The sequence below is a fragment of the Streptomyces sp. NPDC001493 genome, from assembly GCF_053597235.1.
In genome coordinates, this window is the sequence record NZ_JBSFHV010000002.1 from 545,746 (window position 1) to 559,448 (window position 13,703).

Below are 13,703 nucleotides of genomic sequence, written 5' to 3' on the forward strand. Positions count from 1 at the left end.
TACTGCGGTGGATCACGCTGTTCAGTTCTCAAGCACCTGTCGCTGCCATCGAGCCGACCCGCCTGATGCGGAGCCCTCCGGGCGTGAGGTACATGTAGTACCTGTTCCTTAGGATGGGGTGGATGGGTCGCGGAGTCAAGTCCTTCGATTTCTTCGACTTCGCGGGTCCACCCCGCTGAGGCACTTAAAGCGTGGCCTGATCAGGCACGACGATGAACTTCACGCTGACACAACTTCAGGACGCTTCCGCTACGGTGAAGTCGTCCCAAGTCGTCCCTCAGAGGGAGTGCACGGCATGGCCAATGAGCGCTTGCGTGGCGCGATCGTCGAGAGCGGCATGACGCTGGATCAGATCGCCGAGCGACTGGGTGTGTCGGCGAAGACCGTGGAGCGCTGGGTCAACGAGCCCAAGCGGCAGCCATACCGCCGGTACAAGTACGCGACTGCATCCCTTCTCGGGCGGGAGGTGTCCTACCTCTGGCCGGAGGAGAGGACGTCGGCGGAGGTGACTGAGGCAGGCAGCGCCGAGTTGGTCCAGCTCTACCCGCACCGCTCTGTCGTGCCGAATCGGCTGTGGCCTCAGCTCTACGCTGGCGCGACGCGGCACTTCGACGTGCTGGTCTACTCGGGCTTCTGGCTCACCGAGGACGCTGCGTTCCACCAGGTGGTGAAGGAGAAGTCGGCCGATGGCCTACGCATCCGGTTCATGCTCGGCGACCCTGACTCGGCCACAGTCGCCGTGCGCGGCAAGGACGAGGGCATCGGCGGTGCGATGGCGAGCAAGATTCGCAATGCGCTGGTGAACTACGCGCCGCTGTTCAGGCTTCCGGGGGTGGAGTTTCGGTTGCACTCCACCACGCTCTACAACTCGATCTATCGTGCCGATGACGTGATGCTGGCGAACGGGCACCTGTACGGCGTAGGCGCCTACATGGCGCCAGTCCTGCACCTCCAGCGCGTCCCCGGAGGGGAGCTGTTTGACGCGTACGCGGAGAGCGTCGAACGCGTCTGGGAGAGCGCCCGCCCCATCTCTTCACCCACCGACCTGCGAGGATCGGACGCATGAGCCGGATCGATTACTTCCGCGACCCCAAGGCGCCCAAGGCTAACTCGGTGGTTCCTTCCGTGACGGTCGTGGTTCGCAACGCCCATGGGTACCTTCTACTGATCCACAAGACGGACAACGACCTGTGGGCACTTCCCGGCGGCGGACACGACATCGGCGAGCGGATCGGCGATACGGCCGTACGCGAGGTGGAGGAGGAGACCGGGATTCGCGTCGAGGTCGACAACATCGTCGGGCTCTACACCGACCCGGAGCACGTCCTCGCCTACGACGACGGCGAGGTACGGCAGCAGTTCTCCATCTGCTTCCGGGCGCACCCTGTTGGGGGTGCTCTGCGGACCAGCAGCGAATCGAAGGAGGTCCGCTGGGTGAACCCGGCGGACCTCGACGACCTGGACATCCACCCGTCCATGCGGCTCCGTATCGCGCACGGCTTGGACGAGCGCCGGCGGGAGCCCTATCTCGGCTGAGCGTCTGCGGCGGCGGCAGCCATCCGGAGCTCTACGCGCTCGTTCGCGGCGTAGATCTCCGGTGCCGCCCGCTGGATGAAACGGCCCACGATCGTGTCCGGCCCGTACCGCTGCACGATTTCCTCCAGCCGGGCCGCCGGCGTGGTGTGCTTGCCGTCCGGGGTGGTCGTCATGTCCGAGACGATGAGCGCGTCCACGAGCTCCGGCCGCTCCAGCTCGAACTCGGTCTCCAGCTCATGCCGAAGCCCCCGCTCCTCGGCTTCCAGGAGCGCGCAAGAGTGATGGGCCACGAGCCGCACGACCCGCTCGTCGGTGCCCTCCTGGTCACGGAGGAACCGGGCGCCGTCGAGCGGGTGGAAGCCGGTGGTGGCGATGGAAGGGGAGTAACCGACGTCGTGCAGGACGGCGGCGGCCTCTAGAAGTTCGGCATCGCAGCCGAGAATCGGGCTCAGGGTTCGGGCTCGCTTGGCGACCCCGAGGGAGTGGGCCCAGCGGCGCGGAAGTGGTTCGGACAACATCGATTCGGAGAGCGAGTGCGCCCAGTCGGTCAGCCCCATGGATGCCAAGGCTAGGTCTTCTCCTTGTTAGTCGGGAGGGCGCGCACGGTGCGGCCCTTGCCGTGCACGGTTGCGAGCAGGCCGGTTCCCTCCATCTGAGCGAGGGCGTGCCGGACTGCCGTACGGGAGGCGCTGAAGCGCTCGCACAACTTCGACTCCGATGGGTAGGCGTCGCCCACCGCCAGCGCCTCGTCCGCGATCAGGTCGGTCATGCGGTCGATGAGCGGCCTGATGGGCTTACTGGACACGTGCCAGCCAGCGCCGGGGACGGAGGTGACGAGCTTTTCGGCCTCCAGCGTCTTGAGAGCACGCCGGATCGTGTTGCGGGAGACGTCGTGCGTCCGCATGAGAGCGGCCTCGGATGGGAGCGCATCTCCGTCCGGCGCCTTCTCGACGTGCTTTCGCAGCGCATGGGCGATGAGCAGATAGGTTCCGCGCGGGCTTGGCACGGCACCTCCTTCCAGAAGCGACGACTGTTGCCAGGGTCGCACGTGGCAGCGCAAAACCGGGTGGGCCGATCGCGGGGACGCCGCGAGGGCCGTTTCCGGGCTTCATGGGCCATGTGCGGGCCAAGACGCACGCGCGACGTTCGTAAGCCGGGAAAGACGCAGGTGGGAGCGGGTGTGGCCGCTTGTCGCCGATCGGTCTTGAAAACCGTCGTGGCAGCGATGTCACCGTGGGTTCAAATCCCACACCCACCGCCAGGTCAGAGAGTATGCAGGTCAGTGGGCGGGTCTCCCGAGTCGGAGACCCGCCCTCTGCGTTCACCTTGTCTCACCTCACGCGCGGGGGTGGGCTGCCACAGAAAGCGCGGACGGCGGCGGTCGGTACGGCTGTCAGGACCAGCGGGGGCCTGAGGCGTCGAGATCTTCGGTGACGCGTGCCGCGCACCGCATACGGGCTGACATTGCAGGTCAGTCCGTATGCCATCTGCCCATCCCTGTGCAGTTCTGCCACCTACGCATCACGGCGGGGCAGGTCTCGAATGACTTGCTGAGGGCGCTCAGACAAGGTGTAGAAGTAGGACAGAGCGGCGGTATGAAGCGCCTCTCGTTCCACGCAATCTGGGGGGCTCGTATGTTCAGCAGTGGAAAGACACTGAGTAGCTTCAAGGTCGGGGACAAGGTCACGGTCAGAGTCCCAAGTGACAGGCCTCTGTACCACCACGGGTCGCACGGGACCGTGGTCACCATTGGGACTAAGCGGGTCCACGTGAAGATGGATCGGGCCGCGTTCGAGCATCAGGACGGGGAGGTAGCGAACTTCCTTCCGGCTGACTTGGATTCTGGGCACGTCGGCACCCCTCGAAACTCAGACCGGATGAACGATGCCTTCACCGCTCTCAAACTGGCGGCCGGCACTGACCTCGTGGCCGTGGCGCTGGAGGCAAGGATCATCACTGCCGAGCAGGGGGAGCAGATCAAGACGGCATGGGTCAGCCACTTGGAGAACTGACGGGTGCATTCGTGGCGTAGCTCAATCCTTGCTCACGATAGGCGCCTGACTCTGGCTTGTTGGTCCACTGCGGGCCATGTATGGGCATGCAAAGGTGGGCAGAGGGCTCTGTCGGCTCTCTGCGCAGGTCAGCGCGACTTGGACTGACTTGAGTGGGCGGTCTTGAGAACCGTCGTGGCGCGAGTCACCGTGGGTTCAAATCCCACACCCACCGCGTAACTCGGCGAACGCGCCGAACAGAAGGGGCGCCCCTCACCAGGGGCGCCCCTTCGTCATGGACTCCGCCTCACGCCGGACGGCCCTCCCAGGGCTACGGCGTCGTGTTCGGGCAGTTCTCCGACACCATGACCACGTCGAAGACCACCGGGCCGTCGGCGACCGGCTGGTTCGGGCCCGGCTGGGAGCCGCAGATCTTCCACGAGGCCGGGTCGTCCACCGGGCGGCCCTGTCCGCTCGCGTCCTTGAAGGTCATGTCCATGGTGGCGCTCATCTGCTCGTACGCGCGCCCGGCGTTCCCGCCGGTGACATCGGGCACGAGGGCGGCGGCGACCCCGGCGTTCGCCGAACGGCTCGGCTCGGCGTCGGCCGTCGCGGTGGTGGCGGCGGCGGTGGTGGTGCTCGTCGGGGTGTCCGGCGCGGAGGAGGCGCTGCAGGCGCTGGCCGAGGCCAGGAGCGCGGCGGTGACGGCGGACAGGAGGAGTTTGGTGGCGCTCATGATTCCCCGTACGTGAGGGCGGAGCCGTAGCTGTGATCGTGCACCCGCGTGCACCCGCCAAGTACCCGAGGCTATCTACCGGTTGCGGCCCCCGAGCCGGCGGAGGGTGAGTACCCCGAGACCCGCGAGAACGATCAGGGCGATGACGACGACGATCACTTCGCCGGGGCGCAGCGTTGCCAGCATGTCGGTCTCCTCTGCTGCCGGTGGGCAGTCGTCCGCCGTGCGGCCGTGTGCCGTACGGCGTGGGAGGACGAACGTCGCACGCCGTCCGCGCGCGGCGGAGCCGAAGCGGAAAGCCTTGAGGAGCTTCTGAGCTTGGGCCTACCGGTGCCGCCCGCGGGGTTCTACGATTCCGGCGGGCGGAGCCGTAGCGCAGAGGTCGTCGCGCGCGGTCTCCAAAACCGTGAGGACGCCGGTTCGAATCCGGCCGGCTCCGCCTCTCCGGTTCCGTACGGACGGCTCGATGCCGCCCCGTGGTTACGGCGGGCCCGACCCCGTGAGCCAGTACGCGCCGTACACCGCCGAGCCTGTGGTCAGGGCGGTGAGGACGGTCCAGGTGAGGGCGGGGCGGCGTCTCGTGAGCGTGACGGCGAGGGGGATCAGCAGGGGGAACGCGGGGAGGAGCAGGCGGGGTTTGGAACCGAAGTAGCCCGAGGCGCCGACGGCGAGCAGGGTGACGAGCGCCGAGTAGGCGATCAGCGGCGGGGGTTGGAGCTGCTTCGCGCCGATGTGGTGGGGCCAGTACGCCAGGAGCAGCAGGGCGGCGAGGGCGAGCACGGCGAGTGCGGCGGAGCCACCGGTCAGGAAGCGGGCGAAGGCCCAGCCGCCGTCGAAGCCGTTGCCCCACTCGTCCTGTACGTCGAGGTAGCCCAGCAGGTGTCCGCGCCGGGCGCCCACCCAGAGGATGTACGCGGCGGCGCCCGCCGGTGCGATCAGGCAGCCGAGGGCGGCCCGCAGCCGGGTCCGGGCGGTGCCGGTCGCGCCGCGGTGGTGGAGCCAGACCGCGAGGAACAGGGCTGCCGTGACGGCGAGTCCGACCGGGCGGGTCAGTCCCGCGAGGCTCGCCAGGACGCCCGCGCTCACCCACCTCCCGCGCAGTACGCACAGGAGCCCCCAGGCCGCGAGGGCGGTGAACAGGGCCTCGCTGTACGCCATCGACTGGACGATGCCGACCGGTACGGCCGCCCACAGCACCACGCAGACGACCCCGGCCCGGGCGCCGTACGTGTGGCGCACCACGAGGAAGACGCCCCAGGCCGCGAGGGCGGAGGCGAGGGCGGAGACGACCAGTCCGGCGGCGGGCAGGCTCAGGCCGCTCACCGCGCGGACGGACCGCTCCAGCCAGGGGAGCAGGGGGAAGAAGGCGGTACTCGACAGGGAGCGGCCGTCCGGCGCGTTCAGGGTGAAGGCGTAGCCGTGTTCGGCGACCCGGGCGTACCAGAGGGAGTCCCAGCGCTCCGACAGCAGCACGCGCGGGCTCTTGCCCGTCGAGGCGGCGCGTACGGCCAGGGCGGCGAGGCCGAGCGCCCGTACGCAGAGGAAGAGGACGACGGCGAGGAGCGCGTACCGGCCGGAGCCGGCGGGGATCCGGCGTGGGGTGCGGGCCGCCGTCCTGATGTCACCGTGCCCCCGGGCGGTGGGTGCTGCGGCGGACATGGGAGGCCGATCTCTGCGGGGCGGGGCGGGGCGGGCGGGACGGGCGGGCGGGGTGTACGCGACGTGCGTGGTCCGCGTCCACCGGTCCTGCGGGCTGCGGAGACCGGAGAGAACCCTACTCTCCCCGGTCGGCCGAGCCCCTCCCCGCTCGGACCGGGCCCGGCGGTCTTCGGCGGTTTCAGGCGGCCTCGGAGCGGCCCGCCGCCAGCCGAGCGGCGGAGGCGAGGGTGGCGCGGGCCTCGTGGGCGGGGAGCCCGGCGCGTACGGCCGCCTCGGCGAGGGCGGGGGCGAGGGCGTCGCCGAAGCCGTGTTCGTACGCCCGGCAGGCGGCCCAGAACAGCCGGGTGTTGCGCTGCCCGGAGCGGGCGGCGAGCACGAAGTGGACCAGCCCTTCGCCGTGTTCGGGGCCGCGCGGCGTACGAGCTCCGGCTGGGCTTCCGGTCCCGGCCCCGCCGCCCGTTCCGCTTCCGGTCCCGGCCCCGCCGCCCGTTCCGCCTCGGGTGGTGCGGGCCCGGCGGGCCGGGGGCGTCAGCAGGCGGAGCAGGGTGCGGGGGCAGGGCGCCGGCGCGAGGTGCGCGGTACCGGGGGCGAGGCGGTAGGTGCCGTGCGGGGTGACCGAGCCCGGGCCGATGAGGTAACCGCCGGTTCCCCGGACGTCGACGCCGGGGGCGAGGCGGCTCGACGAGCCGGCCACGGCGACCTCCGGGGGCACGGTCAGCCAGAGGTGCCGGCCGCCGCCCGGGGTGAGCACGGTGAGGGTCGGCGGGATCGTGAAGAGGTGCTGGAGGGCGAGCTGGCGCAGGGCGCCGTCCGACTGGTCGCCCGTGTTCGTACGGGGCGCCGGGCCGAGGTCGTCCTCCGCGTCCAGGTCGATGCCGATCAGGCGGTGCGGGCCCTGTCCGCAGGCGATGCCGTACCCGGCGGCGTGCGGGGCCGCCGCGAAGAGGGCGCGGACGGCCGCCGGGTCGGTGGTCGCGTCGTGCACCCCGTGACCGGGCCGTCCGCACAGGCCGGTGCAGGCGGTGCGCGCGGTGCTGCTCCGGTGCGCCGAAGGCAGTGCGGGGAGCCGGGCGGCGGTGAGCGGGATGACGGGGAGCCCCCGCTCCGCGGCGTTCAGCGCGTGGGCCAGGGCCAGGGTGGCGATCTGCCGGTCGGTGGGGGCCATGGAGCCATGTTCGTACAAGCGTTCGAAGAAGGCAACGGGATTGAGGGTGACCCCGAGCACCCCCGCCCCCGCCCCTCGCCCCCGCCTCCCGGGTGCTCGGGTCGCCTCTCACCCGCCCCGCCTCCCAGGCACTCGGGGTCGCCCCTCGCCCCCGTCCCCGGTGGTTCGGGCCGCGTCCGTGCCGCCCTTTCCGGAATCGGTTGGTGCAAGGGGATTGACCTCTGGAAAAGGCGGGCTTTAGGTTTCCAGAAAATTGCGGGGACATATTCGAAATGTTTCGATCCGGCGCGGGACTCCGGGACGGCTCGATGTCGGAATTCCTCGTATTCGGGCGCCTTGGCTCGATAAGGGAGAGATCGGTGAGCTGCGGATTCCGGGTGCCGGGTGCGCCAGTTCGCGCTGTTCGAGGCCCTGACCTGCGAACTCTCCCTTGTGTCCGTATGGCGACTCTTTTCTCGAAACTTTTTATCGGAGGTCATTCGTGGAATCACAGATTCCGGGCCCGCAGATTCCGGACTCGCAGGAGGACCCCCGTCTCTCCGGCGCTTCGGACGCGCCCGCGTCGGGCCGCGCCAGCCGCAGGTCCGTCCTCGCTCTCGGCCTCGGTCTGAGTGCCCTGGCGTCCCCGCTCCTCTCGCTCGGCGGTGCGACGCCCGCCCTGGCGGCGCCCGTCGGCGCCACGGGTGCCGGTGGGGCGAAGGGGTTGGGCGGGGCGCGGGCCACCGACGCCGGCGCGTACCTCTCGTTCACTCCGGTGTCCGGCGGGTTCACGCTGGTGAAGTCGGGCCGCGCGGTTCCTCTCGTCGTCAGCGGCGAGGACTGGGCGGGTGTCATCCGGGCCGTCGGTGACCTGCAGTCCGACATCGAGCGGGTCACCGGCGTGCGCCCGGCCGTGGTGCGGAAGGCGGTGGCCGGCCGGCGGGAGATCGCGATCGTCGGCACCATCGGGCGCAGCCCGCTGATCGACGGGCTCGTGGCCGCGGGCAAGCTCGACGTGAGCGGGATCGCGGGCAAGTGGGAGACGTCCCTCCAGACGGTCGTCGAGCGGCCGATGCCCGGCGTGGACCGGGCGTTCGTGATCGCCGGCAGCGACCAGCGCGGCACGATCTTCGGCGCGTACGACGTCTCCCGGGGCATCGGGGTCTCCCCCTGGTACTGGTGGGACGACGTGGTGCCGGAGCACCGCGACCAGATCCACGTGCGCCCCGGCCGCTTCACCCAGGGCACCCCCTCGGTGAAGTACCGCGGCATCTTCATCAACGACGAGAACCCCTCGCTCGGCACCTGGGCGCCCAAGTTCTTCGGCCCGGGCAAGGCGGCCGGGTTCGAGGGCGGGCTCAACGCCGACTTCTACGCCCGGATCTTCGAGGTGCTGCTGCGCCTCAAGGCCAACTACCTCTGGCCGGCGGTCTGGGGCCGGGCCTTCGCCGAGGACGACCCGCTGAACCACGCCACCGCGACGGCGTACGGGATCGTCATGGGCACCTCGCACGAGGCCCCCATGATGCGCGGCATCGAGGAGTGGAACCGGCACGCGGTGGCCGCCGTGCGCGACAGCGCGGGCAACATCACCACCCCCGGCCACGACCCCTACGGCGGTACCGGCGAGTGGTCGTTCCGGCGCAACTCCGAGGCGCTGAAGGCGTACTGGGCCGACGGCATCCGGCGCATGAAGGAGCAGGAGTTCGAGGGCGTGGTCACCCTCGGCATGCGCGGCAACGGCGACACCAGCCTGCCGGACGGTGACGGTATCGAGCTGATGAGCGAGATCATCGCGAGCCAGCGCGCCATCATCGCCGACATCACCGGCGACGAGAAGTCCGTCCCGCAGGTGTGGACCCTCTACAAGGAGGTGCAGCGCTACTGGGACCGGGGGCTGCGCGTTCCCGACGACGTGACCGTGGTGCTCACCGACGACAACTGGGGCAACATCCGCAAGCTGCCCCAGCTCGCCACCGACGACCGCGCCGGCGGCTACGGCCTCTACTACCACTTCGACTACGTGGGCGTCGGCCGCAACTACAAGTGGGTGGACACCACTTCGCTGCCGAACATGTGGGACCAGCTCAACCAGTCGTACACCTACGGCAACCGGAACCTGTGGGTCACCAACGTCGGTGACCTGAAGGGCAACGAGCTCTCCACGCAGTTCTTCATGGAGTACGCCTGGAGCCCGGCGCGCTGGGACCTCGACAACCTCCCGGAGTGGGAACTCGGCTACGCCCGACAGCACTTCGGCGAGAAGCAGGCCGAGCGGATCGCCGAGGTGCTCTCCGAGTACGCGCACCTCCAGCAGATCCGCAAGCCGGAGCTGCTCAACCGGCGCATCACCCTCGACCCCGCCAAGAACCCGGCCACCGACGCCTCGGCGATCGTCTACGACGACCGGGCGACCCCGTTCAGCCTCGTGGACCACCGTGAACTGGAGTGGGTCACCGAGCGCTGGCGGGCCCTCGCGGCGAAGGCCCGCGAGGTCGGCAAGCGCCTGCCCGCCTCCTCGCAGGACGCCTGGTTCGAGCTCGTCGGGTACGAGGTCGAGGCCACCGCCAACGTCTACGAGCTCCGCGAGGCGCAGTTCACCAACCTCTTCTACGCGGACCAGGGCCGGGCCCTGACCAACGAGCTGGCCGCGACCGCCGAGGCCCGCCTCGCCGACGACTTCGCCCTGGCGAAGAAGTTCAACACCCAGGTGGCGGGCGGCAAGTGGGACGGGTTCCAGACCCAGCCGCACATCGGGTACGGAGACGTCGGCCGCTACGGGCCCAACGCACCGTGGCAGCAGCCCGAGTTGAACAACGTGGCGCTGGCCGACGAGATCTACCCGGCGGTGAAGCGCATCGAGCTGCCCCGGGCGGCCGAGATGGGCGTGGCCGTCGAGGGCAGCGAGGACTGGTGGCCGGGCGGCGGCACGGGCGAGGCGGTGCTGCCGGTGTTCTCCCCGTACGGCAACGGCCCCGACCCGTACCTCGACGTGTTCAACCGGGGGCAGGCGCCGTTCGACTACCGGATCACGACGGGTAAGTCCTGGCTGGTGGTGGACCGGCCGCGCGGGCGGGTCACCACGCAGACCCGGGTCACCCTGCGGGTCGACTGGAAGCGCGCGCCGCAGGGCGTCACCCGGATACCGGTGACGGTGAGCGGTCCCGGCGGGTCGAGCGTCGTCGTGACCGCCGTCGTCGACCGGCCCAAGGCGCCGAAGTCGGGCCTCAAGGGGTTCGTGGAGGCCGGCGGGTACGTGTCGATGGAGGCCGAGCACTACAGCCGTGCGGTCGGCAGCGGGTCGGTCGGCTGGCGCCGCCTGCCCGACGTCGGCCGTACGGCGGGCGGCATGGAGCCCTTCCCGGTGACGGCGGCCCGGCAGTCGGCGGGCCGGGGGCCCCGGCTGGAATACACGCTGAGCCTCTTCACCACCGGGCCGGTCACGGTCTGGGCGTACCTCTCGCCGAGGAACAACCCGCTCTCGGGCGACGGCCTGAAGTACGCGGTCTCCTTCGACGACGAGGTGCCGACCACGGTGAACGTCACGACGGTCACCGGCGGGGACGACGGCACCATGAACGTCCAGTGGGCGCGCGCCACCTCCGACAACGTCAACCGCACCGCCACCGCGCACGTCATCACCCGGCCGGGGGAGCACGTGCTGAAGTTCTGGATGATCGACCCGACCGTGGTGGTCCAGAAGCTGGTGGTCGACACCGGCGGCCTGCGCCCGGTCTACCTCGGCCCGCCGGAGAGCCTGCGGCTCGGCTGAGCGAGGTCCGAGGGACCACCCGCCGACCCTGACGGGTCCGGTGGACGGCCCGGACGGGTCAGCGGACGGCCCGCGCGACGGCACTCCGGTGCGTCGCGCGGGCCGTTCCCGTCCGCGAGGGGCCGTTCCGTACGCGTGGGGCCGTTCCGTACGCGGGACCGGCCGCGTACCGGCCGGAGGACGCGTCACCGGTCCACCGGGGCGCGTTCCCCGGCCGCCGGGGGGCGCGGGGCGCGTGCGCCCCCGAACCCCGTCCGCGCGCCCTCCACCCCCAGGAGGTGGACGCCTCCCGGCGCCTACAACCTGAGGGGGACGGGCCTTCGGGACCTGGGGTCGATCCGCCGCCCGGCCTTCGCTCCTAGGTTGGAGGGATGACCACGCCAGTCCGCGCGGGCGCCCTCAGGCACCCCGCTGCCGCCGCCGGACACACCCCGCCCTACCCGTCGTTCTCCTCCTACGTCAGGGCGCGCGGGCCCGTCCTGCTGCGCACCGCCCGCTCGCTCACCGCGAATCCGAGCGACGCCGAGGACCTGCTCCAGACCGCGCTGGCCAAGACCTACGTGGCCTGGGAGCGGATAGAGGACCACGGAGCGCTGGACGGATACGTCCGCCGGGCCCTGGTGAACACGCGCACCTCGCAGTGGCGCAAGCGCAAGGTCGACGAGTACGCCTGCGACGACCTGCCCGAGCCGGAGACCGCTCCCGCCCCCGACCCCGCCGAACACCAGTCGCTCCACGACGCGATGTGGCGTGCCGTGCTCAAACTGCCCGACCGGCAGCGGGCCATGGTCGTCCTGCGGTACTACGAGGACCTCAGCGAGGTCCAGACCGCCGAGGTGCTCGGGGTGTCCGTGGGTACGGTGAAGAGCGCCGTCTCCCGCGCGCTCCGCAAGCTCCGCGAGGACCCGGAGCTGACCCCCGCGCGTTGACCCCCGCGCGCTGATCCCCGTGCATTGACCCCCGCGCGTTGCCCCCGCGCGTCGATCCCGCGTCGAGGACAGGCCGGGGCGCGTACCGATTGGAATGGCCCGGAGTAGTGACATACCGCGCGGTATGTGCGCAGAATCAGCGGAACCTTACTGCCGCGTAGCGCCTCCGGGAGGACGCCGTGCTGAGCACCATGCAGGACGTACCGCTGACTGTCACCCGCATCCTGACCCATGGGATGACGATCCACGGGAAGTCTCAGGTCACGACCTGGACCGGCGAACCCGAGCCGCACCGCCGCAGTTTCGCGGAGATCGGTGCCCGCGCGATCCGGCTCGCCAACGCCCTCCGCGACGAACTGGGCATCGACGGCGACCAGCGGGTTGCGACACTCATGTGGAACAACTCCTTCCACATCGAGGCATACCTGGCGATTCCGGCCATGGGTGCCGTGCTCCACACCCTCAACCTGCGGCTCCCCGCCGAGCAGCTCGTCTGGGTCGTCAACCACGCGGACGACAAGGTGGTGATCGTCAACGGGTCGGTGCTGCCGCTTCTCGCGCCGCTCCTGCCCCACCTGCCGTCCGTGGAACACGTGGTCGTCGCCGGTCCCGGCGACCTGTCCCTGCTCGACGGGGCCGTACCGCGCGTCCACGACTACGAGGAGCTCCTCGCGGGCCGCCCGGACACCTTCGACTGGCCCGAGATCGACGAACGCCAGGCCGCCGCCATGTGTTACACCTCCGGCACCACGGGGGACCCCAAGGGTGTCGTCTACTCGCACCGTTCGATCTATCTGCACTCGATGCAGGTCAACGCGACCGAGTCGATGGGGCTGACGGACGCCGACACCACCCTCGCTGTCGTTCCCCAATTTCATGTGAACTCCTGGGGATTGCCCCATGCGGCCTTCATGTCCGGTGTGAACATGTTGATGCCGGACCGCTTCCTCCAGCCGGCCCCCCTCGCCGAGATGATCGAGAAGGAACGCCCGACCCACGCGGCCGCCGTCCCCACCATCTGGCAGGGACTCCTCGCGGAGGTCACCGCCAGGCCGCGCGACCTCTCCTCGATGACCCGCGTCACCATCGGCGGCGCCGCCTGCCCGCCCTCGCTGATGGAGGCGTACGACAAGCTGGGCGTCCGCCTCTTCCACGCCTGGGGCATGACGGAGACCTCGCCGCTCGGCACCATGGCCAACCCGCCCGCCGGGCTGACCCCCGAGGAGGAGTGGCCGTACCGCGTCACCCAGGGCCGCTTCCCGGCCGGTGTGGAGGGGCGGCTGGTCGGCCCGGGCGGCGAACACCTGCCCTGGGACAACGAGTCGGCCGGCGAGCTGCAGGTACGCGGACCCTGGATCGCCGGTGCGTACTACGGCGGGTCGGACGGCGAACACCTGCGCCCCGAGGACAAGTTCAGCGAGGACGGCTGGCTGAAGACCGGTGACGTCGGCGTGATCAGCCCCGACGGGTTCCTCACCCTCACCGACCGGGCCAAGGACGTCATCAAGTCCGGCGGCGAGTGGATCTCCAGCGTGGAGCTGGAGAACGCGATCATGGCCCACCCCGAGGTGGCCGAGGCCGCCGTGGTCGCCGTACCCGACGAGAAGTGGGGCGAGCGCCCGCTGGCCACGGTCGTCCTCAAGGAGGACGCCACCGTCGGCTTCGACGGCCTCAAGGACTTCCTCGCCGAGTCCGGCATCGCCAAGTGGCAGCTCCCGGAACGGTGGACGGTCATCGCGGCGGTACCGAAGACGAGCGTCGGGAAGTTCGACAAGAAGGTGATCCGCAAGCAGCACGCGGACGGCGAACTGGACGTCACGGTCGTCTGACCGGTCGTACCGGGTTCGTCGCGCCGGGCCCGTCGCGTCGGACCGCATGGCGAAGGGCGGTACGGCGAAGGGCGGTACGGAGATCCGTACCGCCCTTCGCTTTCGGC

The 13,703-nt window shown here is 70.4% G+C and carries 11 protein-coding genes and 3 tRNA genes; 9 read left to right on the forward strand and 5 right to left on the reverse strand.

Annotated features, from left to right (window positions below; genetic code table 11):
* Positions 1–295: 295 nt before the first annotated feature.
* Both ACWCWD_RS04975 and ACWCWD_RS04980 read left to right on the forward strand, forming a co-directional pair.
* Positions 296–1,066: a helix-turn-helix domain-containing protein gene (locus ACWCWD_RS04975; protein WP_450770294.1), complete on the forward strand. Its 771-nt coding sequence runs from the start codon at positions 296–298 to the stop codon at positions 1,064–1,066.
* Positions 1,063–1,536 carry an NUDIX hydrolase gene (locus ACWCWD_RS04980; RefSeq protein WP_450770296.1) on the forward strand — a complete coding sequence of 158 codons (474 nt, stop codon included), beginning with the start codon at positions 1,063–1,065 and terminating at the stop codon, positions 1,534–1,536. The genes ACWCWD_RS04975 and ACWCWD_RS04980 overlap by 4 nt, the downstream gene beginning before the upstream one ends.
* Here the strand turns inward: ACWCWD_RS04980 and ACWCWD_RS04985 are convergent.
* Together ACWCWD_RS04985 and ACWCWD_RS04990 are read right to left on the reverse strand one after the other, a co-directional pair.
* Entirely contained in the window at positions 1,524–2,093 is a 570-nt protein-coding gene (locus tag ACWCWD_RS04985) for an HD domain-containing protein (protein ID WP_450770386.1), read from the reverse strand. The two genes, ACWCWD_RS04980 and ACWCWD_RS04985, sit on opposite strands and share 13 nt — an antisense overlap.
* 11 nt (positions 2,094–2,104) lie before the next feature.
* Positions 2,105–2,542 (reverse strand): GntR family transcriptional regulator, encoded by a 438-nt coding sequence (locus ACWCWD_RS04990; protein WP_450770297.1) that lies wholly within the window; start codon positions 2,540–2,542, stop codon positions 2,105–2,107.
* Between the two features lie 171 nt (positions 2,543–2,713).
* Between ACWCWD_RS04990 and ACWCWD_RS04995 the strand changes: the two genes are divergently transcribed.
* The 3 genes from ACWCWD_RS04995 (at position 2,714) to ACWCWD_RS05005 (ending at position 3,759) form a co-directional block, all read left to right on the forward strand.
* Positions 2,714–2,797: transfer RNA gene (locus ACWCWD_RS04995), tRNA-Ser, on the forward strand.
* A gap of 616 nt (positions 2,798–3,413) precedes the next feature.
* The gene (locus ACWCWD_RS05000) at positions 3,414–3,548 is read left to right on the forward strand and encodes a hypothetical protein (protein ID WP_450770299.1); all 135 of its coding nucleotides are present in this window, start codon (positions 3,414–3,416) and stop codon (positions 3,546–3,548) included.
* Between the two features lie 131 nt (positions 3,549–3,679).
* Positions 3,680–3,759: transfer RNA gene (locus ACWCWD_RS05005), tRNA-Ser, on the forward strand.
* Between the two features lie 99 nt (positions 3,760–3,858).
* Here the strand turns inward: ACWCWD_RS05005 and ACWCWD_RS05010 are convergent.
* Entirely contained in the window at positions 3,859–4,263 is a 405-nt protein-coding gene (locus ACWCWD_RS05010) for a hypothetical protein (protein ID WP_450770300.1), read from the reverse strand.
* Between the two features lie 364 nt (positions 4,264–4,627).
* Between ACWCWD_RS05010 and ACWCWD_RS05015 the strand changes: the two genes are divergently transcribed.
* Positions 4,628–4,702 (forward strand) — tRNA-Trp (locus tag ACWCWD_RS05015).
* 41 nt (positions 4,703–4,743) lie between these two features.
* On the opposite strand, the gene ACWCWD_RS05020 is transcribed toward ACWCWD_RS05015, so the two are convergent.
* Together ACWCWD_RS05020 and ACWCWD_RS05025 are read right to left on the reverse strand one after the other, a co-directional pair.
* Positions 4,744–5,922 (reverse strand): hypothetical protein, encoded by a 1,179-nt coding sequence (locus ACWCWD_RS05020; protein ID WP_450770302.1) that lies wholly within the window; start codon positions 5,920–5,922, stop codon positions 4,744–4,746.
* 178 nt (positions 5,923–6,100) lie between these two features.
* A complete protein-coding gene (locus ACWCWD_RS05025) occupies positions 6,101–7,087 on the reverse strand; it encodes a bifunctional DNA primase/polymerase (RefSeq protein WP_450770304.1) in 987 nt (328 codons plus the stop codon).
* Between the two features lie 508 nt (positions 7,088–7,595).
* On the opposite strand from ACWCWD_RS05025, the gene ACWCWD_RS05030 reads away from it, so the two are divergent.
* From ACWCWD_RS05030 to ACWCWD_RS05040, 3 genes are all read left to right on the forward strand, one after another.
* A complete protein-coding gene (locus ACWCWD_RS05030) occupies positions 7,596–10,838 on the forward strand; it encodes a glycosyl hydrolase 115 family protein (protein ID WP_450770388.1) in 3,243 nt (1,080 codons plus the stop codon).
* 371 nt (positions 10,839–11,209) lie between these two features.
* On the forward strand, positions 11,210–11,767 hold the full coding sequence (locus ACWCWD_RS05035; RefSeq protein ID WP_450770305.1) for a SigE family RNA polymerase sigma factor: 558 nt from the start codon (positions 11,210–11,212) through the stop codon (positions 11,765–11,767).
* 179 nt (positions 11,768–11,946) lie between these two features.
* Positions 11,947–13,596, forward strand: a complete 1,650-nt coding sequence (locus ACWCWD_RS05040; protein WP_450770307.1) for a long-chain fatty acid--CoA ligase — start codon at positions 11,947–11,949, stop codon at positions 13,594–13,596.
* Positions 13,597–13,703 lie beyond the last annotated feature (107 nt).

Coding starts and splice junctions, on each gene's coding strand:
- ACWCWD_RS04975 (WP_450770294.1), top strand. CDS start 296: ATGGCCAATGAGCGCTTGCGTGGCGCGATCGTCGAGAGCGGCATGACG.
- ACWCWD_RS04980 (WP_450770296.1), top strand. CDS start 1,063: ATGAGCCGGATCGATTACTTCCGCGACCCCAAGGCGCCCAAGGCTAAC.
- ACWCWD_RS04985 (WP_450770386.1), bottom strand. CDS start 2,093: ATGGGGCTGACCGACTGGGCGCACTCGCTCTCCGAATCGATGTTGTCC.
- ACWCWD_RS05000 (WP_450770299.1), top strand. CDS start 3,414: ATGAACGATGCCTTCACCGCTCTCAAACTGGCGGCCGGCACTGACCTC.
- ACWCWD_RS05010 (WP_450770300.1), bottom strand. CDS start 4,263: ATGAGCGCCACCAAACTCCTCCTGTCCGCCGTCACCGCCGCGCTCCTG.
- ACWCWD_RS05020 (WP_450770302.1), bottom strand. CDS start 5,922: ATGTCCGCCGCAGCACCCACCGCCCGGGGGCACGGTGACATCAGGACG.
- ACWCWD_RS05025 (WP_450770304.1), bottom strand. CDS start 7,087: ATGGCCCCCACCGACCGGCAGATCGCCACCCTGGCCCTGGCCCACGCG.
- ACWCWD_RS05035 (WP_450770305.1), top strand. CDS start 11,210: ATGACCACGCCAGTCCGCGCGGGCGCCCTCAGGCACCCCGCTGCCGCC.